This is a genomic window from Streptomyces sp. NPDC020490, assembly GCF_044335305.1.
Lineage (GTDB): Bacteria > Actinomycetota > Actinomycetes > Streptomycetales > Streptomycetaceae > Streptomyces.
This window is the reverse complement of record NZ_JBIRUY010000012.1, coordinates 68,625-90,156: the sequence shown is the minus strand read 5'-3', so window position 1 is coordinate 90,156 and position 21,532 is coordinate 68,625. Positions and strand designations below refer to the sequence as shown.

General features: G+C 72.9%; 24 protein-coding genes. 13 read left to right on the top strand and 11 right to left on the bottom strand.

Annotated features, from left to right (window positions below; all coding sequences use genetic code 11):
- Nucleotide 1: 1 nt before the first annotated feature.
- From ACH4ZX_RS15200 to ACH4ZX_RS15180, 5 genes are all read left to right on the top strand, one after another.
- Nucleotides 2-1,948, top strand: coding sequence for a fumarate reductase/succinate dehydrogenase flavoprotein subunit (locus ACH4ZX_RS15200; RefSeq protein WP_398272285.1), 1,947 nt, complete (start codon nucleotides 2-4; stop codon nucleotides 1,946-1,948).
- The gene (locus tag ACH4ZX_RS15195; RefSeq protein ID WP_398272283.1) at nucleotides 1,945-2,694 is read left to right on the top strand and encodes a succinate dehydrogenase/fumarate reductase iron-sulfur subunit; all 750 of its coding nucleotides are present in this window, start codon (nucleotides 1,945-1,947) and stop codon (nucleotides 2,692-2,694) included. Before ACH4ZX_RS15200 ends, ACH4ZX_RS15195 begins: the two co-directional genes overlap by 4 nt.
- A 371-nt stretch (nucleotides 2,695-3,065) precedes the next feature.
- Complete coding sequence (locus tag ACH4ZX_RS15190; protein WP_398272281.1) at nucleotides 3,066-3,836, top strand: GNAT family N-acetyltransferase; 771 nt, start codon at nucleotides 3,066-3,068, stop codon at nucleotides 3,834-3,836.
- Complete coding sequence (locus ACH4ZX_RS15185; RefSeq protein WP_398272280.1) at nucleotides 3,836-4,900, top strand: lysophospholipid acyltransferase family protein; 1,065 nt, start codon at nucleotides 3,836-3,838, stop codon at nucleotides 4,898-4,900. Before ACH4ZX_RS15190 ends, ACH4ZX_RS15185 begins: the two co-directional genes overlap by 1 nt.
- 23 nt (nucleotides 4,901-4,923) lie before the next feature.
- Entirely contained in the window at nucleotides 4,924-5,127 is a 204-nt protein-coding gene (locus ACH4ZX_RS15180; protein ID WP_042152846.1) for a cold-shock protein, read from the top strand.
- Nucleotides 5,128-5,311: 184 nt separating this feature from the next.
- Here the strand turns inward: ACH4ZX_RS15180 and ACH4ZX_RS15175 are convergent, their stop codons facing one another.
- Nucleotides 5,312-5,797, bottom strand: a complete 486-nt coding sequence (locus ACH4ZX_RS15175; RefSeq protein ID WP_360750341.1) for an inorganic diphosphatase — start codon at nucleotides 5,795-5,797, stop codon at nucleotides 5,312-5,314.
- 331 nt (nucleotides 5,798-6,128) lie between these two features.
- Between ACH4ZX_RS15175 and ACH4ZX_RS15170 the strand changes: the two genes are divergently transcribed.
- Genes ACH4ZX_RS15170 through ACH4ZX_RS15155 form a run of 4 tightly spaced genes read left to right on the top strand, consistent with a single transcriptional unit; the run spans nucleotide 6,129 to nucleotide 9,085 of the window.
- Nucleotides 6,129-6,470, top strand: a complete 342-nt coding sequence (locus ACH4ZX_RS15170; protein WP_351898806.1) for a metalloregulator ArsR/SmtB family transcription factor — start codon at nucleotides 6,129-6,131, stop codon at nucleotides 6,468-6,470.
- Nucleotides 6,467-8,197: a SulP family inorganic anion transporter gene (locus tag ACH4ZX_RS15165; RefSeq protein WP_398272277.1), complete on the top strand. Its 1,731-nt coding sequence runs from the start codon at nucleotides 6,467-6,469 to the stop codon at nucleotides 8,195-8,197. The genes ACH4ZX_RS15170 and ACH4ZX_RS15165 overlap by 4 nt, the downstream gene beginning before the upstream one ends.
- A complete protein-coding gene (locus tag ACH4ZX_RS15160; RefSeq protein ID WP_398272275.1) occupies nucleotides 8,194-8,619 on the top strand; it encodes an ATP-binding protein in 426 nt (141 codons plus the stop codon). Before ACH4ZX_RS15165 ends, ACH4ZX_RS15160 begins: the two co-directional genes overlap by 4 nt.
- Nucleotides 8,620-8,671: 52 nt before the next feature.
- Complete coding sequence (locus ACH4ZX_RS15155) at nucleotides 8,672-9,085, top strand: STAS domain-containing protein (protein WP_351898815.1); 414 nt, start codon at nucleotides 8,672-8,674, stop codon at nucleotides 9,083-9,085.
- A 330-nt stretch (nucleotides 9,086-9,415) separates the two neighbouring features.
- On the opposite strand, the gene ACH4ZX_RS15150 is transcribed toward ACH4ZX_RS15155, so the two are convergent.
- The 4 genes from ACH4ZX_RS15150 to ACH4ZX_RS15135 all read right to left on the bottom strand — a co-directional run bounded on the left by ACH4ZX_RS15150 (nucleotide 9,416) and on the right by ACH4ZX_RS15135 (nucleotide 11,421).
- Nucleotides 9,416-9,856, bottom strand: coding sequence for a pyridoxamine 5'-phosphate oxidase family protein (locus ACH4ZX_RS15150; protein ID WP_398272274.1), 441 nt, complete (start codon nucleotides 9,854-9,856; stop codon nucleotides 9,416-9,418).
- A complete protein-coding gene (locus tag ACH4ZX_RS15145; RefSeq protein WP_398272272.1) occupies nucleotides 9,850-10,347 on the bottom strand; it encodes a hypothetical protein in 498 nt (165 codons plus the stop codon). The genes ACH4ZX_RS15150 and ACH4ZX_RS15145 overlap by 7 nt, the downstream gene beginning before the upstream one ends.
- A 241-nt stretch (nucleotides 10,348-10,588) precedes the next feature.
- A complete protein-coding gene (locus tag ACH4ZX_RS15140; RefSeq protein WP_398272270.1) occupies nucleotides 10,589-11,086 on the bottom strand; it encodes an ATP-binding protein in 498 nt (165 codons plus the stop codon).
- Entirely contained in the window at nucleotides 11,083-11,421 is a 339-nt protein-coding gene (locus ACH4ZX_RS15135) for a metalloregulator ArsR/SmtB family transcription factor (RefSeq protein ID WP_324785993.1), read from the bottom strand. Before ACH4ZX_RS15135 ends, ACH4ZX_RS15140 begins: the two co-directional genes overlap by 4 nt.
- Before the next feature lie 158 nt (nucleotides 11,422-11,579).
- Between ACH4ZX_RS15135 and ACH4ZX_RS15130 the strand changes: the two genes are divergently transcribed.
- Nucleotides 11,580-12,053: a carboxymuconolactone decarboxylase family protein gene (locus ACH4ZX_RS15130; protein WP_398272268.1), complete on the top strand. Its 474-nt coding sequence runs from the start codon at nucleotides 11,580-11,582 to the stop codon at nucleotides 12,051-12,053.
- 69 nt (nucleotides 12,054-12,122) lie between these two features.
- Here the strand turns inward: ACH4ZX_RS15130 and ACH4ZX_RS15125 are convergent, their stop codons facing one another.
- The 6 genes from ACH4ZX_RS15125 to ACH4ZX_RS15100 all read right to left on the bottom strand — a co-directional run bounded on the left by ACH4ZX_RS15125 (nucleotide 12,123) and on the right by ACH4ZX_RS15100 (nucleotide 18,134).
- Nucleotides 12,123-13,124 carry a sugar phosphate isomerase/epimerase family protein gene (locus ACH4ZX_RS15125; RefSeq protein WP_398272266.1) on the bottom strand — a complete coding sequence of 334 codons (1,002 nt, stop codon included), beginning with the start codon at nucleotides 13,122-13,124 and terminating at the stop codon, nucleotides 12,123-12,125.
- Nucleotides 13,085-14,359 carry a tetratricopeptide repeat protein gene (locus tag ACH4ZX_RS15120; protein WP_398272264.1) on the bottom strand — a complete coding sequence of 425 codons (1,275 nt, stop codon included), beginning with the start codon at nucleotides 14,357-14,359 and terminating at the stop codon, nucleotides 13,085-13,087. The genes ACH4ZX_RS15125 and ACH4ZX_RS15120 overlap by 40 nt, the downstream gene beginning before the upstream one ends.
- Entirely contained in the window at nucleotides 14,356-14,682 is a 327-nt protein-coding gene (locus ACH4ZX_RS15115) for a PadR family transcriptional regulator (RefSeq protein WP_398272263.1), read from the bottom strand. The genes ACH4ZX_RS15120 and ACH4ZX_RS15115 overlap by 4 nt, the downstream gene beginning before the upstream one ends.
- A gap of 163 nt (nucleotides 14,683-14,845) precedes the next feature.
- Nucleotides 14,846-15,823: a glycoside hydrolase family 11 protein gene (locus ACH4ZX_RS15110; protein ID WP_398272261.1), complete on the bottom strand. Its 978-nt coding sequence runs from the start codon at nucleotides 15,821-15,823 to the stop codon at nucleotides 14,846-14,848.
- A gap of 278 nt (nucleotides 15,824-16,101) precedes the next feature.
- A complete protein-coding gene (locus ACH4ZX_RS15105) occupies nucleotides 16,102-17,694 on the bottom strand; it encodes a cation acetate symporter (protein WP_398272260.1) in 1,593 nt (530 codons plus the stop codon).
- Nucleotides 17,688-18,134: a DUF485 domain-containing protein gene (locus ACH4ZX_RS15100; protein ID WP_398272258.1), complete on the bottom strand. Its 447-nt coding sequence runs from the start codon at nucleotides 18,132-18,134 to the stop codon at nucleotides 17,688-17,690. Before ACH4ZX_RS15100 ends, ACH4ZX_RS15105 begins: the two co-directional genes overlap by 7 nt.
- A gap of 605 nt (nucleotides 18,135-18,739) precedes the next feature.
- Here ACH4ZX_RS15100 and ACH4ZX_RS15095 point away from each other — a divergent pair.
- The 3 genes from ACH4ZX_RS15095 to ACH4ZX_RS15085 all read left to right on the top strand — a co-directional run bounded on the left by ACH4ZX_RS15095 (nucleotide 18,740) and on the right by ACH4ZX_RS15085 (nucleotide 21,040).
- Nucleotides 18,740-19,660 (top strand): universal stress protein, encoded by a 921-nt coding sequence (locus ACH4ZX_RS15095; protein WP_398272256.1) that lies wholly within the window; start codon nucleotides 18,740-18,742, stop codon nucleotides 19,658-19,660.
- 198 nt (nucleotides 19,661-19,858) lie between these two features.
- Nucleotides 19,859-20,560 (top strand): CBS domain-containing protein, encoded by a 702-nt coding sequence (locus ACH4ZX_RS15090; RefSeq protein WP_398272254.1) that lies wholly within the window; start codon nucleotides 19,859-19,861, stop codon nucleotides 20,558-20,560.
- A 189-nt stretch (nucleotides 20,561-20,749) separates the two neighbouring features.
- The gene (locus ACH4ZX_RS15085) at nucleotides 20,750-21,040 is read left to right on the top strand and encodes a DUF1876 domain-containing protein (RefSeq protein WP_398272253.1); all 291 of its coding nucleotides are present in this window, start codon (nucleotides 20,750-20,752) and stop codon (nucleotides 21,038-21,040) included.
- Nucleotides 21,041-21,532 lie beyond the last annotated feature (492 nt).

Here is a 21,532-nt window from a genome sequence, read left to right as displayed (position 1 = left end):
CATGACCTACACCGCCTACACGACCGGTGAGCCGGTCGCCGACACCAAGGCCCCGTCCGGCCCGATCAACGAGCGCTGGGACAAGCGCCGCTTCGAGGCCAAGCTGGTCAACCCCGCCAACCGGCGCAAGCACACCGTCATCGTCGTCGGCACCGGCCTCGCGGGCGGCTCCGCGGGCGCCACGCTCGCCGAACAGGGCTACCACGTGGTCCAGTTCTGCTACCAGGACTCCCCGCGCCGCGCCCACTCCATCGCCGCGCAGGGCGGCATCAACGCGGCGAAGAACTACCGCAACGACGGCGACTCCGTCCACCGCCTCTTCTACGACACCGTCAAGGGCGGCGACTTCCGGGCCCGCGAGTCCAACGTCCACCGCCTGGCGCAGATCTCCGTCGAGATCATCGACCAGTGCGTGGCGCAGGGCGTACCGTTCGCCCGCGAGTACGGCGGCCTGCTCGACACCCGCTCCTTCGGCGGCGTCCAGGTCTCCCGCACCTTCTACGCCCGCGGCCAGACCGGCCAGCAGCTCCTGCTCGGCGCCTACCAGGCGCTCAGCCGGCAGATCGCCGCCGGGAACGTCGAGATGCACCCGCGCACCGAGATGCTCGACCTGATCGTCGTCGACGGCCGGGCCCGCGGCATCGTCGCCCGGGACCTGATCACCGGCAGGATCTCCACCTACTTCGCCGACGCCGTGGTCCTGGCGTCCGGTGGCTACGGCAACGTCTTCTACCTGTCGACGAACGCCATGAACTCCAACGCCACCGCCATCTGGCGGGCGCACCGGCGCGGCGCGTACTTCGCCAACCCGTGCTTCACACAGATCCACCCCACCTGCATCCCGCGCACCGGCGACCACCAGTCCAAGCTGACGCTGATGAGCGAGTCGCTGCGCAACGACGGCCGGATCTGGGTGCCCAAGGCCAAGGGCGACACCCGGCCGCCGAACCAGATCCCCGAGGACGAGCGCGACTACTACCTGGAGCGCATCTACCCGTCCTTCGGCAACCTCGTCCCGCGCGACATCGCCTCCCGCGCCGCGAAGAACGTCTGCGACGAGGGCCGGGGCGTCGGCCCCGGCGGACAGGGCGTCTACCTCGACTTCGCCGACGCCATCGAGCGCATGGGCCGCAAGGCCGTCGAGGCGAAGTACGGCAACCTCTTCGACATGTACCAGCGGATCACCGACGAGGATCCGTACCGGGTGCCGATGCGGATCTACCCGGCCGTGCACTACACGATGGGCGGCCTGTGGGTCGACTACGACCTGCAGACCACCGTCCCCGGCCTGTTCGCGATCGGCGAGGCCAACTTCTCCGACCACGGCGCCAACCGGCTGGGCGCCTCCGCCCTGATGCAGGGCCTGGCCGACGGCTACTTCGTGCTGCCGGCGACCATCAACGACTACCTCGCCCGCAACCCGCACCAGGGCGAGGTCACCGACGAACACCCGGTCGTACGGGAGGTGCTGGCCGAGACCGAGGACCGGCTGACGCGACTGCTCTCGGTCGACGGCGACCGCACTCCCGACTCCTTCCACCGCGAGGTCGGCGAGCTGATGTGGGAGTTCTGCGGCATGGCGCGCACCGACGCCGGGCTGCGCAAGGCCCTGGAGCGCATCCCGCAGATCCGCGAGGAGTTCTGGCGGCGCATCAAGGTGCCGGGCACCGGCGAGGAGTTCAACCAGTCGCTGGAGAAGGCCAACCGCATCGTCGACTACCTCGAGCTCGCCGAGCTGATGTGCCTCGACGCGCTGCACCGCGCCGAGTCCTGCGGCGGCCACTTCCGCGAGGAGTCCCAGACCCCCGACGGCGAGGCCGCCCGCCGGGACGACGAGTTCGCCTACGCCGCCGCCTGGGAGTTCACCGGCACCGGCGACGCTCCCGTCCTGCACAAGGAAGACCTGGTCTTCGAGTACGTCCACCCCACTCAGCGGAGCTACGCATGAAGCTCACCCTGCGCGTCTGGCGACAGAAGAACGCCGGCGCGGAAGGCACCATGTCCACGTACGAGGTGGACGGCATCTCCTCCGACATGTCCTTCCTGGAGATGCTCGACACGCTCAACGAGGAGCTCATCCTCAAGGGCGAGGACCCGGTCGCCTTCGACCACGACTGCCGCGAGGGCATCTGCGGCGCGTGCTCGCTCGTCATCAACGGCGAGGCGCACGGGCCGGAGCGCACCACGACCTGCCAACTGCACATGCGGTCCTTCAAGGACGGCGACACCATCGACATCGAGCCCTGGCGCGCGTCCGCGTTCCCGGTGATCAAGGACCTGGTGGTGGACCGGTCGGCGTTCGACCGCATCATCCAGGCCGGCGGCTACATCACCGCGCCCACCGGCTCCGCGCCGGAGGCGCACTCCACGCCGGTGCCGAAGCCGGACGCCGACTTCGCCTTCGAGCACGCCGAGTGCATCGGGTGCGGGGCGTGCGTCGCCGCGTGCCCCAACGGCGCGGCGATGCTGTTCACCTCCGCCAAGATCAACCACCTGAACGTGCTGCCGCAGGGCGCGCCCGAACGGGAGACGCGGGTGCTGGACATGGTCGCGCAGATGGACGAGGAGGGCTTCGGCGGCTGCACGCTGACCGGCGAGTGCGCCACCGCCTGCCCCAAGGGCATCCCGCTGATGTCCATCACCAGCATGAACAAGGAGTGGCTGCGCGCCACCCGCAAGGCGGCGAGGCGCTAGCAGCCACGCACTGAACGTTCGCCGAGGGCGCGGACGGGCGGGGCCGGGAGTGGTGCTCCCCGGCCCCGTCTCGCACGTCCGGCGGTCGCCGAGGGTTCCGCGCGGGCGGTTCGACGCCTTCTGGCGGTTGCCGAGGGTTTCGCGGGGGCGGTTCGACGCCTTCTGGCGGTTGCCGAGGGTTTCGCGGGGGCGGTTCGACGTCCTCCGGCGGTCGCCGAGGGCACCGCGCGAGCCGTTCAACAACCTCACACCGGCACTCCTGGCGCCGATCACGCGAAGGTCAGCCGGCCTCGGAAGAACAGGGGCGGCAGATCGCACGCCCCGGGTCTGCTCCCCGCCTCGCCGACCCGGCCCGCGACCAGGAGACAGCCATGACCGGCGCCACCGCACTCGACCTTCCCCCGCAGCCCACGGCCCCCGCCCGCTACACCGTCACCCTCGCCCGCGACGAGTCCGGCGTCCGCGCCGCGCAGCGGCTGCGGCACGAGGTGTTCGCCGGGGAACTGGGCGCCCTGCTGACCGGCCCGGAGCCCGGCCTCGACATCGACCCCTTCGACGCCTACTGCGACCACCTGCTGGTGCGCGAGGAGACGACCGGGCAGGTCGTCGGCACCTACCGGCTGCTGCCCCCGGAACGCGCCGCGGTCGCCGGACGCCTCTACGCCGAGGGCGAGTTCGACCTCGGCCCGCTCGACGCCATCCGGCCGGGCCTGGTCGAGGTGGGCCGCTCCTGCGTGCACCCCGACCACCGGGACGGCGCGGTCATCGGGCTCATCTGGGCCGGCATCGCCCGCTACATGGTCGACCGCGGCCACGACTGGCTGGCCGGCTGCTGCTCCGTCCCGCTCGCCGACGGCGGCGCGCTCGCCTCCGCGACCTGGGACCGGGTGCGGACCAAGCACCTGGCACCCGAGGAGTACCGGGTACGGCCGCTGCTGCCCTGGATCCCGGACGAGGCGACGCCCGCCGCCCCGGCCGAGCTGCCGGCGCTGCTGCGCGGCTACCTCCGCCTCGGCGCCTGGGTGTGCGGCCGGCCCGCGCACGACCCGGACTTCGGGGTCGCCGACCTGTACGTGCTGCTGCCGATGCGCCGGGTCAACCCGCGCTATCTGCGGCACTTCCTCTCCCTCGTCCCGGCCTGATGAGCGTCTGGCTGCCCAGCGCGCCCTGCACTCCCGGGGCGTGCCTGGAGCCGGCGCGGCCGGTGGCCGCGGCACGGGCCGCGCTGCGGCTCGCGGCGGTCCTCGCCCTGGTCCTCGCCGGCGTCGCGCTGTCGCCACTCGGCGGGCACCTGCCGGCCGGGCCGGTGCGGTGGTGGTGCCGGTGCGTCGTGCGGGCCGCCGGGGTCCGGGTCCGGGTCACCGGCGCCGCCCCGCCCACCGGCGGACTGCTGCTGGTCGCCAACCACATCTCGTGGCTGGACATCCCGCTGCTGGCCGCCGTCCGCCCGGCCCGGACGCTGGCCAAGGCGGAGATCCGGCGGTGGCCCGTCGTGGGCCGGCTGGCCGCCCGGGGCGCCCTGTTCATCGAACGCGACCGGCTGCGCGCGCTGCCCGGCACGGTCGCCCGCATCGCGGACGCCCTGCGTGACGGCCGGGCGGTCGCGGTGTTCCCCGAGGGCAGCACCTGGTGCGGGCGGGCCCAGGGCCCCTTCCGCCGCGCCGCCTTCCAGGCCGCGCTCGACGCCCGGGTCCCCGTGCAGCCGGTGCGGCTGCGCTACCGGAGCGCCGCCGGAACGGCCAGCACGGCGCCCGCCTTCGTCGGCGACGACGCGCTGGCGGCCTCGGTGTGGCGGGTGGTGTCGACGCGCGGACTGGTGGCCGACGTCGAGATACGCGCCGTCATCCCCCCGGGCAGCCACCCCGACCGGCGCGGCCTGGCCCGTGCCGCACAGCCGGACCCGCCGGCCGCACCGGACCCGGCCCACGGCGGGCGGACGACGGCGGGCGGACGACGGCCGCCGCCGGGCCGCCGGACGGAGCAGCCGCGGCGGGAAAATCCTGACGGCGCGGGAGTGGAGAAAATCCGGTGGGGGAAAAGGGGGCCCGGCTTCGTGGCCGGTTTTTCCGGCCGGGGATTTTCCGCGGCGCCGATTCGTTCCGTGCTAGGCTCGGCGTCAGTTGCAGTCGTGGTTGCCATTCTTGCCATTTTTCGGGCAGGTGATCATCACAGCGATGAGGAGGCCCGCGAGGTGCGGGCACCCTAGCACTTGCCTTAGGAGAATTTGACATGGCCACCGGTACCGTGAAGTGGTTCAACTCGGAAAAGGGCTTCGGCTTCATCGAGCAGGACGGCGGCGGCGCCGACGTCTTCGCCCACTACTCGAACATCGCCACCCAGGGCTTCCGTGAGCTGCAGGAAGGCCAGAAGGTGACCTTCGACGTCACGCAGGGCCAGAAGGGCCCGCAGGCGGAGAACATCCTTCCCGCCTGACACCAGGGACGGTCGTGACGCGCGCCTGAGTTCTCGGCGCGCGGTCGCGAGCCAGGGGCCCGCACCTAGGTGCGGGCCCCTGGGCTGTTTCCGGACGATTTTTCCGCCGTCCGATCGAGCGACATTTTCCGGCGCGAAGACACGATTTTCCGCAGCCCGGTTCTTTCGTCGCGTCCGGACAGCGTCAGTGGGCGCCGGCCGCCCGCTCCCGGGACGCCTCGATCTCCGCGTACGCCGCGTCCCGGCCCTCCCAGTGCGATCCCTCGACGGACTTGCCGGGCTCGAGGTCCTTGTAGACCTCGAAGAAGTGGGTGATCTCCAGCCGGTCGAACTCGGCGATGTCGCCGATGTCCTGCACCTCGGCGTAGCGCGGGTCGTGGGCCGGGACGCACAGCACCTTCTCGTCGGGCCCGTGCTCGTCCTTCATGCAGAACATGCCGACGGCCCGGCACTCGACGGCACACCCGGGGAAGGTGGGGTCGGCGGTCAGGACCAGGGCGTCGAGCGGATCGCCGTCCCGGCCCAGCGTGCCGTCGATGTAGCCGTAGTCGGCCGGGTACTGGGTCGAGGTGAACAGCATGCGGTCCAGGCGGATGCGGCCCAGTCGGTGGTCCATCTCGTACTTGTTGCGGGAACCCTGCGGAATCTCCACGATCACGTCGAACTGCACGAAGGCCTCCTGGTGTCGTCGGTGTTCTCGTCCTGCCGTTCTGGTGCTGTGCTCATTCCAGACCCCGCCGTCCGGCCCGTCCTGGGCCGGACGGGGCAGCCGCGGGGGCCCGTCGGCGTACGGCCGTCGGTGAGCGCGGTCACATAGGCCTGTTCCCAGGAACGGTGCCCCGGCACGCCGGGGGTCCTCCGGGAAGCGCAACGCCGGGATGCAGAGTTGCAAAATTTCGCAATTCGTTAGATACTGTATTCGCTGTGCTCGTAGTAGCCGCGGGCACAGCCTTCTTACGCACCGGCCCCGAGACGGGGCGTCGCAGAAAAGCCGAGGGTTCGTGTCCGTTCCGCTGTACCAGGCCAAGGCCGAGTTCTTCCGGATGCTCGGACATCCGGTCCGTATCCGAGTGCTGGAGCTGCTGCAGAGCGGGCCGAAACCGGTACGGGATCTCCTCGCCGCCATCGAGGTCGAGGCGTCCGGCCTCTCCCAGCAGCTGGCGGTGCTGCGCCGGTCGGGCATCGTCACCGCCACCCGGGAGGGCTCGACGGTCGTCTACGAACTGGCCGGCGGCGACGTCGCCGACCTGCTCAAGGCCGCCCGCCGCATCCTCACCGAGATGCTGTCCGGGCAGCACGAACTGCTGGCCGAGCTGCGGGAAGCCGAGGTCGCCGCGCGATGACGACCCCCACGCGAACCGGCCGGACGTGGGCCCGGCTCGCCGCACTGCTGCCCGGCCGTGACGATCTGACGCAGATGCGGCGCAACCCGCGCCGGGACCTCCTGGCGGGCCTGACCGTCGCCATCGTCGCCCTGCCCCTCGCCCTGGGCTTCGGCGTCTCCTCCGGGCTCGGCGCGGAGGCGGGACTGGCCACCGCGGTGGTGGCCGGCGCGCTCGCCGCGGTCTTCGGCGGGTCCAACCTGCAGGTGTCCGGGCCGACCGGCGCGATGACCGTGGTCCTCGTGCCGATCGTCGCCCGGTACGGGCCGGGCGGCGTGCTCACCGTCGGCCTCATGGCGGGCCTGATGCTCGTCGGCCTGGCCCTGCTGCGGGCCGGGAAGTACATGCGGTACGTGCCCGCCCCCGTCGTCGAGGGCTTCACCCTCGGCATCGCCTGCGTGATCGGCCTGCAGCAGGTCCCCAACGCGCTCGGCGTGCCGAAGCCGGAGGGCGACCGGGTGCTGGTGGTGACCTGGCGGGCGGTCGAGGCGTTCGTCGGCTCCCCGAACTGGACGGCGGCCGGCTTCGCCGTCGCGGTGGCCGCGGTCATGCTGGTCGGCGCCCGGCTGCGGCCGACCGTACCGTTCTCCATCCTCGCCGTGATCGCGGCGACCGTCGTGGCGCAGCTGGCCCACCTGGACGCGGCGAAGCCGATCGGCGACCTGCCGGCCGGGCTGCCCGCCCCGTCGCTGTCCTTCCTGGAACTCGGCTCGCTCGGGACCCTGCTCGCCCCCGCCGTCGCGGTCGCGGCGCTGGCCGCGCTGGAGTCGCTGCTGTCGGCCTCGGTCGCCGACGGCATGACGGTGGGTCAGCAGCACGACCCCGACCGCGAACTCTTCGGCCAGGGGCTGGCCAACATCGTCGCCCCGCTGTTCGGCGGCGTGCCCGCGACCGGCGCCATCGCCCGTACCGCCGTCAACGTCCGCACCGGCGCGGGCTCCCGGCTGGCGGCGCTGACCCACGCCGCGATCCTCGCCGTGATCGTCTTCGCGGCGGCGCCCCTCGTCTCGAAGATCCCGCTGGCCGCGCTGGCCGGCGTCCTGCTGGCCACCGCGATCCGGATGGTCGAGGTCGGCTCCCTGCGGGCGATGGCCCGGGCCACCCGGTCCGACGCGCTGATCCTCGTCCTGACCGCCGTCGCCACCCTGGCCCTCGACCTCGTGTACGCGGTGATCATCGGCCTGGTCGTGGCCGGCGCCCTCGCCCTGCGCGCGGTGGCCGCGCAGGCCCGGCTCGACCAGGTCCCCCTCGACCGCGGTGACCACAGCGCCGAGGAACACGCCCTGCTCGCCGAGCACATCGTCGCGTACCGCATCGACGGGCCCCTGTTCTTCGCCGCCGCGCACCGCTTCCTGCTGGAGCTGACCGAGGTCGCCGACGTGCGCGTCGTCATCCTGCGCATGTCGCGGGTGTCCACCATCGACGCCACCGGCGCGCTGGTCCTGAAGGACGCGGTGGAGAAGCTGAAGCGGCGCGGCATCCTCGTCGTCGCCTCCGGCATACGCGCCGAACAGCGCCAAGTCCTCGACTCCGTCGGTGCGTTGGATCTGCTGTGCCCCGGCGGCCGCGAGTACGCCACCACCCCGGAGGCGATCCGGGGCGCCCGGCACCTGCTGGAGTTCTCCGGAGTGCTGCCCGCCGTCTCCGCCCGGCGGGGCGGGGCCTCCCACGAGGAAGCCGTGCGATGACCGCGCAGTTGGCGGCCCTGCCCTTCCGGCACGTCCTCACGGTGCCCGCGGAACCCTCCGCCGTCCGGCTCGCCCGGGAGACGGCCGAACTGGCGCTGGCCGAGTGGGGGATCAACCCGCACCATCCCACGGTGGACCCCGCCCTGCTGATCCTGAGCGAGCTGGTCACCAACAGCGTCCGGCACGCCGCCGACCGCTCCCCGCAGGTCACGGTGATCTACGCGGCCGGCGCCGACTGCCTGGCCCTGGCCGTCCACGACCGGCACCCCCACCGGCCCACGCTGCCCGGACCGGCCACCGGCGACGGCGCGGGCGGGCTCGCCACCGTCATGGAACTCACGCTCGGCCTGGGCGGCACCGCCGTGATCCGCGCCGACGCGGACGGCGGCGGCAAGAGCATCTGGATCACCCTGCCGCTCTGACCGACCGGACAGCAGACCCCGACCGGCAACCCCCGCAAGGAAGTTCATCACCATGACCATCGACTGGCGCTACACCGTCGAGGAGAACATCGGCATCCTGTCCGTCGCCGGCTACCTCGGCCCGGAGGCCGTCCGCCGCTTCAGCGGCGCGGTCGGCTGGGCGCTGGCCCGGGGCACCGGCCCGGTCGTCGTCGACCTGACGGAGCTGCGCAGTTGGTCGCCCGAGGGGCAGCTGGCGATCACCGAGGCCGCCGTCCGGCTCGCCCGGGCGGGCCGGCGCCTGGAGCTGGCCGCCATCCCGGCCGACGGCTCCCTCGTCCCGGCCGGCGACTGCCCGCCGATCCCCGTCCACGCCGACCTGGCCGCCGCCCGCGCCGCGCACAGCGCGGACCCCGGCGAACAGGTGGAGGGCCGCCACGAGTGGTGCACCACCGGCTGGCCGTCCGGGGACCACGCGGGCGCCTGACCGCCCGGACCACCGCGCCGCGCCGCCCGGCCGAGCGAGCGCGAGCGCGCGGCCGCCGGTCCGCTCTCCCGCGTGCGCCGGGCCCACGGTCGTCCGTCCGCGCTCCGGCATCGGTACGGCGCCGGGTCATCCGCGCCCCGGCTCACCGGTGGGCGTGACCCCCGGTGGGGGTGCCGAGAGCGCGGTCCCGTCTGCATTCCGGCACCGGTACGCCGGTCCGGTGGGCGAGCGTGACTCCATATGGGGGGCCGAACCCGCCGGCCCCCGCTTGCCCACCGGGCGGCGGCGGTGAGCCGCTCGCGCGGGCCCGCTCCCTCCACCGGTCGCGGATCAGCCGCGCTCCGCTCCCACCACCCGGTACCCGGTGACGATCACCGGGCGGATGCGGATCACCTGACCCGACTCCGCGTCGAGCCACGGCATGAGCAGCCGGTGGTAGCGGGCGAGCGCGTCGGGGTCCTCCACCCGGGTCGCCGTCCCGGTCACCACGACGCTCCATCCGGTCCGCGTCGTCGCGTCGATCTCGTCGGCCTCGTAGGCCACCACCTCGGACAGCAGCGCACGCCCCAGCAGGGCGGCCCCGCCGTGCGTGCGCACGATGAGGTCGCCGCCCTCCACGAGGTGGTTCACCGGACGGATCGCGGGCAGCGCCCGCTCGCTGAACGCCACCCGCCCCAGCTGGACGGTCCCCAGCAGCCTCAGCGCCTCCTCGTGGCTCAGCTCGACCATGCGCCGGGACGAACCGGACGCGGGGAGCTGCGGGATCACCACGCCCTCGCGCCCTGCGCCACGCGACAGGCTCCCTCGGGCCACAGGATCTCGACGTCCATGCCGCTGCTGCGGGCGAAGGCCACCAGATGGGCGGTCGCGTCACGGCCGCTGGAGGGGGAGCCGTCCCACACCGCCAGCAGGCGCCCGCAGGAGCGCAGCAGGCTCTCGTCCGCGCCGACGCACGCGTCGCGGTCGGACGGGTCGTACTCCAGCAGCCGCACCTGCTCCGAGAGCAGCAGCAACTCGCCGGCCGCCTTGCGATCGCCCGGCCGCAGCACCTCGGGCACGCCGTTCCTGGAGGGCAGGACGGTCACCAGGGCCAGTCCCGCGGCGCGGGCGGCCCTGCCGAAGGCGACCGGCAGTCCCTGCCCGGCGCGCACCAGCCCGGCCCTGCCCGCCCTCGCGAAACCGGACAGCCGCTTGCGCAGCTCTTCCTCCAGCATCGCCAGCGTGGGCGCGGTGAGGTCGGAGTGTCCCACCACAGCGATCACTTCGGGCAGTCCTTCCGGGCTTGTGCGGGTGGCGGTAATTGTCCAATTGGGGAGAGTCCCCCTTGAACGCCGCACAGCGTGCCAGACCGCACGCGACCGGCACCAGGGCCGGTCGGCCCTACCCCCGGGGGTTTGTGCCTGCCCTACCCCTGGGGGTTGTTCCCGCACTACCCCCGGGGGTTGTTCCCGCACTACCCCCAGGGGTTTGTTCCCGCACTACCCCCAGGGGTTTGTTCCCGCACTACCCCCAGGGGTTTGTTCCCGCCTCCGCCGGCAGGCCGAAGCGGACGAGGACGATCTTCCCGTCGTGGTCGACGGCGGGCTCCGCGCCGACGCTGCCGCCGTGACCGGCGGCCAGCTCGGCCACCAGGCGCAGCCCGGCGCCCATGCCCTCCTCGCTGAGGTCCGGCAGCCGGGGCTCGGCGTCGGCCACGCCGACGACCAGTTGCCCGGCCGCGACCGTCAGCCCCACGTCGATCACCGGGGTGTGCGGGGCGTGCCGCAGCGCGTTCGCGACCAGCTCGCCGGCCGCCAGCAGCACCGCGTCCGCGAACGCCGACCGCGGCGCGACACCGACCGCGGGCAGATGCCCGGTCAGCGCCTCCCGGGCGCGCCGCACCGTCTCCGGGCCCGGCGTGAGGGAGGCGACGTGCCGGTGGACCGCCCGTGGCGCGGGTGCGACGGCCGCCCGCTGTCCGCCCTGCCGCCACGGCAGCCGGAACCGGCCGCCGACGGTCAACGCGCCGGTCCCGTCGCGCGCAGTTCGTCCAGCAGGTCCTGCCTCCCGGTCAGCAGGGTGGCCAGGATCCGCCGGGCGGCGGCGAGCAGTTCGGCCACGTCGCCGCCGGCCAGCTCGTACACCACCGTCGACCCGGTGCGGGTGGCGGTGACGATGCCCGCGCGGCGCAGCACGGCGAGTTGCTGGGACAGGTTCGACGGCTCGACCTCGATCGCGGCGAGCAGCTCGCGCACCGGTTTCGGCCCGTCCTGCAGCAGCTCCAGCACGCGTATGCGGACGGGGTGGCCGAGCATCCGGAAGAACTCGGCCTTCGCCTCGTACAGCGGAACCGGCATCCCGGTCACCCTCCTGTCACCTAGTGAATTGAAGAACTCTTCAAGTCTAAGGCCGCGCTGCGTGAAGTGGAGACGCAGGTCACACCCGCCCGCGTCACACCGCGCCCGGCCGTTCCGTCAGAGAAGTGCAAGCACCGACCATTACAAGGGAGTTCATCATGGAAGCTCGCCTGAACCTCTTCTCCAACGCGGTCGCGGGCCGGTTCTTCAAGCACCTCAACGCGGCGGGCGGCACCGTCACCGACTCGCCGTTGCCGCTCGCGACGCAGGAACTGGTGAAGCTCCGCGCCAGCCAGATCAACGGCTGCGGGTTCTGCGCCGACATGCACAGCAAGGAGGCGGCGCACGCCGGGGAGAGCCAGACGCGCCTGAACCTGGTGGCGGCCTGGCGGGAGGCCACGGTGTTCACCGACGCCGAGCGCGCCGCGCTCGAACTGGCGGAGCAGGGCACCCGTATCGCGGACGCGGCCGGCGGTGTCACGGACGAGGCGTGGGCGAACGCCGCCGAGCACTACGACGAGGACCAGCTGGCCGCCCTGGTGTCCCTCATCGCCGTCATCAACGCCTACAACCGCCTGAACGTCGTCGTCCGGCAGCCCGCCGGCGACTACAAGGTGGGCCAGTTCGGCTGACCCGGAGCGGCGGGCCGGGCGCCGGACCGGGCGGCGGCGTCACCGTCGCCGGGCCGTCGTCATCTGCCCTCAGCCGTACGGCGGCCGTGGCTGTTCCGGGGCGACGAAGGGCCGCAGGTGATCGGCGGCGATCCGCAGCCCGGTCTTCGTCCGGTCGGGCGTGCCGCCCCACACGGGGTCCTCGTGCTCCACCGCGACGGCGCCGTCGTAACCGGCCTCGTGGAGCCTGTCGACGAGGCGGTTGAAGTCGATCGAGCCCCGCCCCGGGACGCGGTAGCGCCACCATCCCACGTCCGTGGGCGAGCGGCGTCCCACCGTCCGGCCGAAGACGCCGTAGCGGGTGCGTGCGGCCTCGTCGATCTCGACGTCCTTCGCCTGGACGTGCGCGACCATGCCCCGGTCCAGGGCGTGGTCCAGAGCGGCGAGCGGGTCGATGCCCAGCCACACCAGGTGGGAGGGGTCGTAGGTGAGGAGGAAACCGCGGCCCTCGCCGCCGAGGTCGGCCATCCAGTCCCACAGTTCCGGGGAGTAGGCCAGGTTGCCCGGATACCCGTCCGGATGCCATCCCTCCATCGGGCAGTTCTCGGCGAGCAGCCGGACGCCGCGTTCGGCCGCGTAGTCCAGCAGCGGCGGCAGGATCCGTTCGGCCAGTTCGACGCTGTCGGCGACGGGCCGTGTGACGTCGCGGCCGACGAAGGTGTTGACGTACGGGACGTCCAGGGCTCGCGCGGCGTCGACACAGGCCCGCAGGTGCCGGTGGACGCGGTCGCGTTCGGCGCGGTCGGGGTGCAGGTTGTTGTCGCAGTAGGTGACCGCGGAGACGGTGAGGCCGTGCCGGTCCAGCAGCTCGCGCACGCGCGCCGCGTCGTCGCCGGAGAAACCGGCGACGTCGAGATGGGCGGCGTGATGCGGATGCGTGCCGCCGGCCGGCCAGGCCGCCACCTCCAGGTCCTGGTAGCCGGTGCGGGAGGCGAAGGCCGCGACCTCGTCGAGGGAGAGCCGGGGCAGGCACGCGGTGAGGAGTCCGAGTCTCACCGGCCCGCCGCCGATCCGGTGAGCGTCGCCAGCCACTGCCGGGTGTCCTCGGTGTTGAGGTGGCCGGGGCCGTGCCGCCGCGTCTGCGCCCGTGCCACGCGCCGGAGTTCACGGACGGCCCCGCGGTGCGCGAGGCCGCTGCGGCCCGGACTCGCCAGGGCGCGGGCGACGGCGAGGTACTTGCGGGTCTCCAGGGTGTCCGGATGGCGGCGCCCCAGGATCCGTGCGCGGTCGGCCAGCAACGGCCGGAGAACCGCCTGCGCTCCTGCCGCGTCCCCGGACCGCACCAGCATCTTCCCCTGGGAGTGCCGGGCGTCGAGGGTGTCGGGATGGCCGGCGCCCAGCTCGCGCGACCTGAAGGCGATCACCGAGTCGTAGGCGTCCTCCGCCTCGTCACGCCGGCCCTGGCAGGCCATCGTCCAGGACAGCATGCACTCGATGTGCAGCCGCAACGGCAGCTCGTCGGCGGGTACTTGGGCCGCCAGTGACCGCAACCGCGCCTCCGCCTCGGCGAAGCGGCCCTCGCCCACCAGGGCCCAGCCCAGCAGGCGGCGCGTCCGGAACGTCTCGGGCGCACCGGGGCCGAAGATCCGGACCTCGTCCGCGCCGAGCTCACGCAACAGCGCCTCCGCCCGCCGGAAGCGGCCCAGTTGGAGCAGGGCGTGGGCATGGGCCCGGCGGATGCCGAGCACGGCCGGATGGCCGGGATCCAGGCTGTGCGCCAACGGGCGTGCGGCGACCGCGAGTTCCTTCGCGGTGTGCTCGTCCCGGTCGTCGATGCACGCCTCGCAGGCGGTCACCGCGGCCGTGAGCAGTCCCACTGCGGTGTCCGGGTCCGCCGGACGCTCGAGCTGTTCGCGCAACCGCGCGGTCAGCGCCGCGAACTCCCGGCGGCGGCCCGGGGGCAGCGCCCGGACGTCCTCGAAGCCGTCCAGCCGGACGGGAGTGACCGCGGCGAGCGCCTCGGCCATCTGCACACCGCCGCGCCTGAGCCACAGCGACAGGGCGTGTCCGGTGGCCCTGGCCAGCCGGGTGAGCGGACCCGCTTCCTCGTCGCGCAGGATGTAGTGCAGATCAGGCAGCCACGTCTCCTCGTAGATGTCGGCACGCTGGTCCGGCGGCAGCCGGCGGGCGGCCAACCGCAGGAAAAGGAACGGCAGCCGGAAGAGACGGGCGCGGATCTCCTGGCTGAACAGGTCGCACACGACGAGGTACGCGAGCGCCCCCACCAGGGCGACCACGAAACCGGCCGCGGCGGGGGCCGCGTTCACGAGTGACCTCCCTGCGGGTGCGGGAGAGCGCGGCCCGCCTCGACGGGCGGACGCAGTCGCTCGCTGAGCGCGGCGAGTTCCAGCCGGGCCGACTCGGTCCCGTCGGGGCTGAGCCGGTACATACGGCGTGGAGGACGGCCGGCCACCGAGGGGTCGATGTCCTCCTGTTCCTTCACCAGCCAGCCGGCCGCCTGCAGCCGGGCCACGATCGGGTACAGCTTGCCGCTGGGGAAGCCGGTCACTCGCATCAGTTCGTAGCCGTAGCGGGGCCGGCCGACGTCTTCGAGGAAGACCCGCAGCACGGTCGCCACGGCGACGGTCATTCGCACAGGGGGCACGGTAAGACTCTTACATAGGGGGTCTGGGCCGTCCAGGCGCCGGCGGTGACCCCCGCACGATTCCGGCCAGCCGCCGGCAGGAGTCCGGCGGCGCCGCGCCGGGCGGCGCGGCGGCCGGCGATGCGGCGGCCGGCGCCGCGCCGCGGGGTCAGCCGGTGGTGCAGGAGACGGTCGGCCAGGTCCAGTTGCCGTTGTGCTGGATGGTGACGCCCCAGTTGTTGCCGTTGCCGTTGGGTTTGGCGGTGAGTACCTGGGCGCTGGGGTAGTTGGCGGTGATGTTCCAGGTGGAGAGGATCTTGGCGGGGGAGGGGACGTTCATGGTGACGGTCCAGTTGTCGGAGCCGGTGACCGAGACGTCGAGGTTGTAGCGGTCGCTCCAATGCTGGCCGGCGGAGAGCGTCGCGGTGCAGCCGCTGCTCCCGCCCCCGCCGCCTCCGCCCGAACCGGTGTCGCCCACCGTGATGCTGGAGTTGCCGCTGCTCTGGTATCCCTCGGTGGCCATGATCATGTAGTTGAAGCTGCCGAGGTTCATCCCGTGACCGGCCCACGCGTCGAAGTGGTTGCCGGTGGTGATGGTGCCGCCGGTCCGCCTGGTCTGACGCACGCTCCAGTACTGGTTGAAGGTCTTGGTGCCCTCGATGGAGGGGGCGTTGTAGCGCGTCGTCTCGTAGATGTCGTAGGTGCCGCCGTCGCTGGTCACCGTGCCCTTGTACGCGCCCGTGGGCCGGTAGGTGCCCCAGTTGTCGACGATGTAGTACTCCACGAGCGGGTTCTGCGACCAGCCGTACAGCGCGAGGTAGGCGTTGCCGGACGGGTTGAAGCTGCCCGAGTAGTTCACGGTCCGGCGTCCGCCGGTGCTCCAGCCCTTGCCGGCGACGAAGTTGCCGGTGTTGCTCCAGGAGGTGCCGTAGCCGCCGCCGGAGCCCAGGTTCATCGAGACCGACCCGGGCGAGTCGGTCCAGAAGGAGTAGAAGTAGCCGTTGTTCGTACCGGTCTGGTTGCTGGTGACGACCGTGTCCGCCTGCGCGGTGCCGGGCAGGACCAGCGCGGCGACGGCGACCAGCAGCAGGGTGCAGACGCTGCTGAGGAGCAGCCGGAAGCGGCTGCGTAAGCGTACGTCTCTCATGGGCGTGCTTCCTCCTCGTCCTCTGGGGCCGGTGGTGAGGCCGTAGGTGCCGGGGCCCTCTGCCAGTGGCGAACAGTGTTGGTCTGCCCCTGTCAACTGTCAACAGTTTCGGAAGCTGTTGCGAAAGATGCGGGGGGCGGACCTGTTCTCCTCTGAGATCTTTTCCGCTGGTCAGGTGGGTGGTTGTGGTGATCCGGCCATTGAGGGCGAGGAGGGGTGCGTCGATGTGGGATCGTTTGACGAATTCGATCTTTCGAATGTTTCGAAGAGCTTCCGGGTCACTCGCTTCCGATGAGCATCCTCACCTCGAACTCCTCCTCCACGACGGCCTCCTGACGCGCCGTCAGCGCTGTGCCGAGCCAGCCCAGCAGGAAACCGGCCGGAATGGAGACGATGCCGGGGTTCTGCAGCGGGAAGAAGGCGAAGTCGGCGTCCGGGTAGATCGAGGACGGCGTCGAGGAGACGACCGGGGAGAACACGACGAGGAGGACGGAGCACGCCAGTCCGCCCCACAGGCTGAGCAGCGCGCCCTGCCCGGTGAAGCGCCGCCAGAACAGGCTGTAGACGATCGTCGGCAGGATCGCGGACGCCGCGATGGCGAACGCGAGGAAGGCGAGGTTCGCGGTGTTGGCCTGCCAGGAGAACAGCGACAGCAGGATGCCGAGGACGCCGATGACGACCGCGGACAGGCGGGCGACGGTGAGCTCCTCGGCCTCGGTCGCCCGGCCCTTGCGGATCACCTCGCCGTACACGTCGTGGGCGAGGGAGGAGGCGGCGGCCAGGGTGAGCCCGGCCGCGACGGCGAGCAGGGTGACGAACGCCAGGCAGGACAGCAGCGCGGTGAGGACGCCGCCGCCCAGGGCGTGCGCGAGCAGCAGGATGGCCGCGTCCCCCTTGCGGTCGGTGGCGGCGATGGTGTCCCGGCCGACGACGGCGGTGGCGCCGAGGCCGAGCACGCCGGCCGCCAGGCAGACCAGGCCGACCAGGGCCACGGCCCACACCACGGAGGTGCGCAGTACGGCGCCGGTGCGCGGGGCGAGCAGCCGCATCAGCACGTGGGGCAGGGCGGCGAGGCCCAGGACGATGGCCAGTTCCAGGCTGAAGAAGTCCAGCTTGCTGGAGGTGCTGGCGCCGTAGCGCAGTCCGGGCTGCAGGAAGCGCCGGCCGTCGCCGCTGCCGTCGGCGGCCGCGGAGAGCAGGGCGCCGGGGCTCCAGTGGTAGTGGTGGAGCACCATCACCGTGGTGATCGCCACCCCCGCCAGCAGCATCACGGCCTTGATGATCTGGATGACGGTCGCTCCCGGCATGCCGCCGATGGAGGCGTAGGCGATGACGATGGTGCCGATGACGACGATGCACAACGTGCGTGTGGTGGCGCCGGGTTCGCCGGTGAACTGGGTCAGCAGGGCCACGCTGCCGAGCAGTTGGGCCACCAGGTAGAGGGTGGTGAGGGTCAGCGTGCACACCGCCAGGGCGATCCGCACCGGCCGCTGCATCCGGGGCAGACGCAGGGCGATCATGTCGCCGGGCGTGAACCTGCCCGCGTGGTGCAGGGGTTCGGCGATCAGCAGCACCACCATCATCCAGGCCACGGTGGTCCCGCCCAGGTACAGCAGTCCGTCGTACCCGGTCAGGGCGACCAGTCCGGTGGTGCCCAGCAGCGTCGCCGCGGACAGGTAGTCGCCGCACATGGCCAGGCCGTTGCGCAGCGCGGACATGCCCCGGTTGCCGAGGTAGAACTCGCTGATCTCGTCGCGGTGCGGGGCGGTCAGCAGGGCCATGAACAGCGTGACGACGACCACGGACAGGAACAGCAGGAACGTCAGCTGCATGCTGAACCGGTCGACCGCGCCCGCGGAAGTGGTCACCACGTGCGGTACCCCCTCGGCCCCTGGTCCGGCTGCTGCCCGGCGGCCTCGTGCGCCGCGGCCGTGTGGGCGCGGCGGGCCGTGTGCTGGTGCAGGTGCGCGCGCACGCCGCGGGCGAGCGGGTCGACGCGGGTGCGCATGTGCCGCGTGTACGCCCACACGGTCACCGCCATCACGGCGAACTGGCCCAGTCCCAGGGCGAGTCCGAGGGTGAGGTGACCCGCCAGGGGCTGGTTCATGAGGCCCGGCGTGAAACTCGACAGCAGTACGTACAGCAGGAAACCGCCGACCGACCACACCGTCGCCCGGACGCCGAACCGCCGGTGCGCATGGCGCAGCGAGCGGAATTCGGGATGGGCGGAAATAGGGGGCGGGTCCACCCGGCCGCCGTGTGCGCGTTGGTAGGCGGGCGAGTCGTCGGGCCATGCGGACTGCTCGGGCACAAAAGCACCTTCTTCGCTGCTTCGTGCCCGCACCGGCTCCGGGGGAGCCGTCGGGCGTCCTGCTTCCCTGAGCGGTGGGAAGGGACGGACGCGCTGGTGAGGTGCGGGCTCAGTCGGGGGACCGTGAATCCGAATTACTCGGTCTCTGAATTCACGGGGGTGTTCTCGGGGATTTGGTGTGAAGATCCCGGGGCCTTGTCGGAGGGTGAGGACGAGGCCGGAAGCGGAGTATGACAGTGACGTCTTTGCGCAATCAACAGCGGGGGTCAATTTGTTGGGCATCTGGCATGTCCGAGTGCGGGACGGGGATTCCTGGATGACCTTCCGGCTGTCCGCGGGGCGACTCCCGGTGAAAAGTCCGGACCAATTTCCCGGTCAAAGTATCTCGAATACGACGCCCCACTCGGAGGGCGGCGCGTAGACCCACTGGGACGGGAGTACGACGGGCACGGGGGCGGGTGGGCCGATCGGCGTGGCTTGTGCCCGTTGGACCCATGAAACCCGGGTCGCGCCGCACAAGGCTGGACGTGACGGGAGGGGTGGACCAGCACACCGGGAGCCGCGACGACACGGGCGGCGGCGACGGCCCGGGGCGAGGAGTGGACATGACGTACGAGCACAAGACCCTCTGGGACTACGGCAAGTACGCCCCCCGGACGCCCTTGAGCGGACACGTCCTGGTCGGCGTCGACGGATCGGCCGAGGCGGCACGCGCGCTGGACCGCGCGGTCGCCGAGGCCCAGGTCCGCCGGGCGCCGCTGGAGATCCTGCACGGCTGGCCGTGGGCCAGGCACGGGACCCCCGAACCGCCGCCCGGCGCGGACGAGGGCACGCACTCCCTCCTCGACCGGGCCCACGGTGTGCTGCAGAGCGCCGTGGCGCAGGCCCGCGAGCGCGCTCCCGGGCAGCGCGTGACGGCGACCCTGAGCCCGCAGCCCGTCGCGGCGGAACTGGTGCGCCGGGGCCGCAACGCCGCGCTGACCGTCATCGGCAGCCGCGGGGGCGAGATCACCGGACTGACGGCCGGGTCCGTCGGCTGGCGGGTCGCCGCCCACTGCGCGAGCCCGCTGCTGGTGGTGCGCGGCGAGGCGGCGTACGGATGGCCGGAACACGGCACCGTGCTGGTGGGCGTGGCCACCGACCTGGACACCGAGGCCACGCGATTCGCCTTCGAGGAGGCGCGGCTGCGGGGCGCCCGGGTGCGGGTCCTGCACGCGTGCGCCGTGCCGGTGCCCGCGGGAACCGCTCCCGCGGCCGGCGCGGACGCCGTCGTACGGAGGCGGGCGGCCGTGCCGGGGCGGGCCGTCGCCGCGCTGCGCGGGAAGTACCCCGAGGTCGAGGTGGAGACCGACACGGTGTGGGGCGGCGCGACCCAGGCGCTGGTCGAGGCCACCCGCGCCGCCGACGCGGTCGTGATCACGGCGCACCGGCGGCACGGCCGGCGGCTCGGTCCGCGGCTCGGCCCGGTGACGCACGCCCTGCTGCACCACGCGCACTGCCCGGTCCTCCTGGTGCCCGCCCCTTGAGCGCGGCGGCGTCCGCCGCCGCTCCGACCCGGACCGGCTCCTGCTCCGACCCGGACCGGCTCCTGCTCCGACCCGGACCGGCTCCTGCTCCGACCCGGACCGGCTCCTGCTCCGACCCGGACCCCGACACGACCCGGACCCCGACTCCGACCCGGACCCCGACTCCGACCCGGACCCGGAAGGAACACGAACACGACGATGAGGCAGCGCAGGATCACCGACGTCATGACCCGCGAGGTCGTGCGCACCACCGGCGACACGCCGTTCAAGACGGTCGCCCGCCTGCTGGCGGACCATCGCATCAGCGGGCTGCCCGTGGTGGACGACGAGGAGAGGGTCCTCGGGGTGATCTCCGAGACCGACCTGCTCCAGCACCAAGCGGCGCAGGACCGGGAACGCCGTGGCCGGCGCTTCCGCCTGCCGCCGCTGACCCGGTCCGCGCGCGCCGCGGCGGTCAAGGCCCGCGCGCGGACCGCGGAAGACCTCATGACCCGGCCCGCCGTCACCGCGTCCCTCGGCCAGACCGTGCGGGAGGCCGCGCACACCATGCAGTGGCACGGCGTGGAACGCCTGCCCGTGGTCGACGCGCAGGACCGCCTGGTCGGCATCGTCACCCGCGGTGACCTGCTCCGGGTCTTCCTGCGCCCGGACGAGGAGCTCCGGCGCGACGTGCGCGACCAGGTGGCCGGCGCGCTCTCCCGGCCCCCCGCCACCGTCGAGGTCGGTGTCCGCGGGGGAGTGGTCACCCTCACCGGACAGCTGGAGCGGCGCAGCGACGCCGCGCTCGCGGCACGGGTCGCCGGTGGCGTGGACGGCGTCGTGGCGGTCGTCGACGGCCTCGCGTACAGCCTGGACGACACCCAGCCGCAGCCGACCGGGTTCTCCCCCGGCCACATGTGAGGGGCTTCGCGCCCAGGTCCGAGGGGCTTCGCGTCCCGGTCGCCGGCCGTGTGGGACCAACGGCCCCGTGACGCGGGGCCGCCGCCGTCCGATCATGAATACGGGAGCGAGAGCCGAAGCTCCCGGGCCGGATCAGGGTTCGGCCCCGACCGTGTCGGCATCGGACCGTGTCGGCATCAGGAGGAGACCATGCCGCACACCAAGGAATGGAAGGTCCGTCTCCACCTCTTCGAGGACGCGGGGACGACGAAGGCGCACGCGGTGCTGGAGACCGGCACCACGTCACTCACCGGCCGCGGGACCGCGCACTGCAACCCCGCGGACACGGACGTGCCGGAGATCGGCGACGAACTGGCGGTCGGCAGGGCGCTGGGCGACCTGAGCCGGCAACTGGTGGCCATCGCCGAGCGGGACGTCGAGGGCATGGGCGCGTCCGGGAACGAGCGGGACAGCCGCCCGGCCCCCGGCTGGTCCATCTGAACACCGATCACGTCCTGGCGGGCCGGCCGGCCCCCGGCCACCGGCGCCACCAGGCGTGACGGCGACGTCGCCGGTCCGGGAACCGGACCGGGAAGGAGACGGGCCCCGGGGCCGTGGTGCCGTCATGCCCGCGGGACGCGGAACACCGGGCAGGCCGCGTGGCGTACGGCGGAGTCGACGACCGCGCCGAGCCGGGACCCGGTGCCGGACCCCACCCGGTGGCCGAGCACCGCGAGGCCGGCGCGACGCGTCTCGGGTTCCGCGTCCTGCGCCGGGCGCAGTGTCGGCGCGGGCCTCCTCCGCGGAACGGGACCGCGTCGACTCGCGGTTCGCGGCGGGGGGCGGCGCGGGAGCTCTTTCGCCGAGTGGGGCCGCGTCGCCCTGCCGCCCAGGGGGCGCGGACGCCAGAGCAGGAGCAGGCGCAGGGCGCGGGCGCCCGGTGCGCCAGCCCCCTTCGGTCCGGCCGCGTTCCCGCCCGTCTGGAGTGACACT

Coding starts and splice junctions, on each gene's coding strand:
- ACH4ZX_RS15200 (WP_398272285.1), top strand. CDS start 2: ATGACCTACACCGCCTACACGACCGGTGAGCCGGTCGCCGACACCAAG.
- ACH4ZX_RS15195 (WP_398272283.1), top strand. CDS start 1,945: ATGAAGCTCACCCTGCGCGTCTGGCGACAGAAGAACGCCGGCGCGGAA.
- ACH4ZX_RS15190 (WP_398272281.1), top strand. CDS start 3,066: ATGACCGGCGCCACCGCACTCGACCTTCCCCCGCAGCCCACGGCCCCC.
- ACH4ZX_RS15185 (WP_398272280.1), top strand. CDS start 3,836: ATGAGCGTCTGGCTGCCCAGCGCGCCCTGCACTCCCGGGGCGTGCCTG.
- ACH4ZX_RS15180 (WP_042152846.1), top strand. CDS start 4,924: ATGGCCACCGGTACCGTGAAGTGGTTCAACTCGGAAAAGGGCTTCGGC.
- ACH4ZX_RS15165 (WP_398272277.1), top strand. CDS start 6,467: ATGACGACCCCCACGCGAACCGGCCGGACGTGGGCCCGGCTCGCCGCA.
- ACH4ZX_RS15160 (WP_398272275.1), top strand. CDS start 8,194: ATGACCGCGCAGTTGGCGGCCCTGCCCTTCCGGCACGTCCTCACGGTG.
- ACH4ZX_RS15155 (WP_351898815.1), top strand. CDS start 8,672: ATGACCATCGACTGGCGCTACACCGTCGAGGAGAACATCGGCATCCTG.
- ACH4ZX_RS15135 (WP_324785993.1), bottom strand. CDS start 11,421: ATGCCGGTTCCGCTGTACGAGGCGAAGGCCGAGTTCTTCCGGATGCTC.
- ACH4ZX_RS15130 (WP_398272268.1), top strand. CDS start 11,580: ATGGAAGCTCGCCTGAACCTCTTCTCCAACGCGGTCGCGGGCCGGTTC.
- ACH4ZX_RS15115 (WP_398272263.1), bottom strand. CDS start 14,682: ATGACCGTCGCCGTGGCGACCGTGCTGCGGGTCTTCCTCGAAGACGTC.
- ACH4ZX_RS15110 (WP_398272261.1), bottom strand. CDS start 15,823: ATGAGAGACGTACGCTTACGCAGCCGCTTCCGGCTGCTCCTCAGCAGC.
- ACH4ZX_RS15095 (WP_398272256.1), top strand. CDS start 18,740: ATGACGTACGAGCACAAGACCCTCTGGGACTACGGCAAGTACGCCCCC.
- ACH4ZX_RS15090 (WP_398272254.1), top strand. CDS start 19,859: ATGAGGCAGCGCAGGATCACCGACGTCATGACCCGCGAGGTCGTGCGC.
- ACH4ZX_RS15085 (WP_398272253.1), top strand. CDS start 20,750: ATGCCGCACACCAAGGAATGGAAGGTCCGTCTCCACCTCTTCGAGGAC.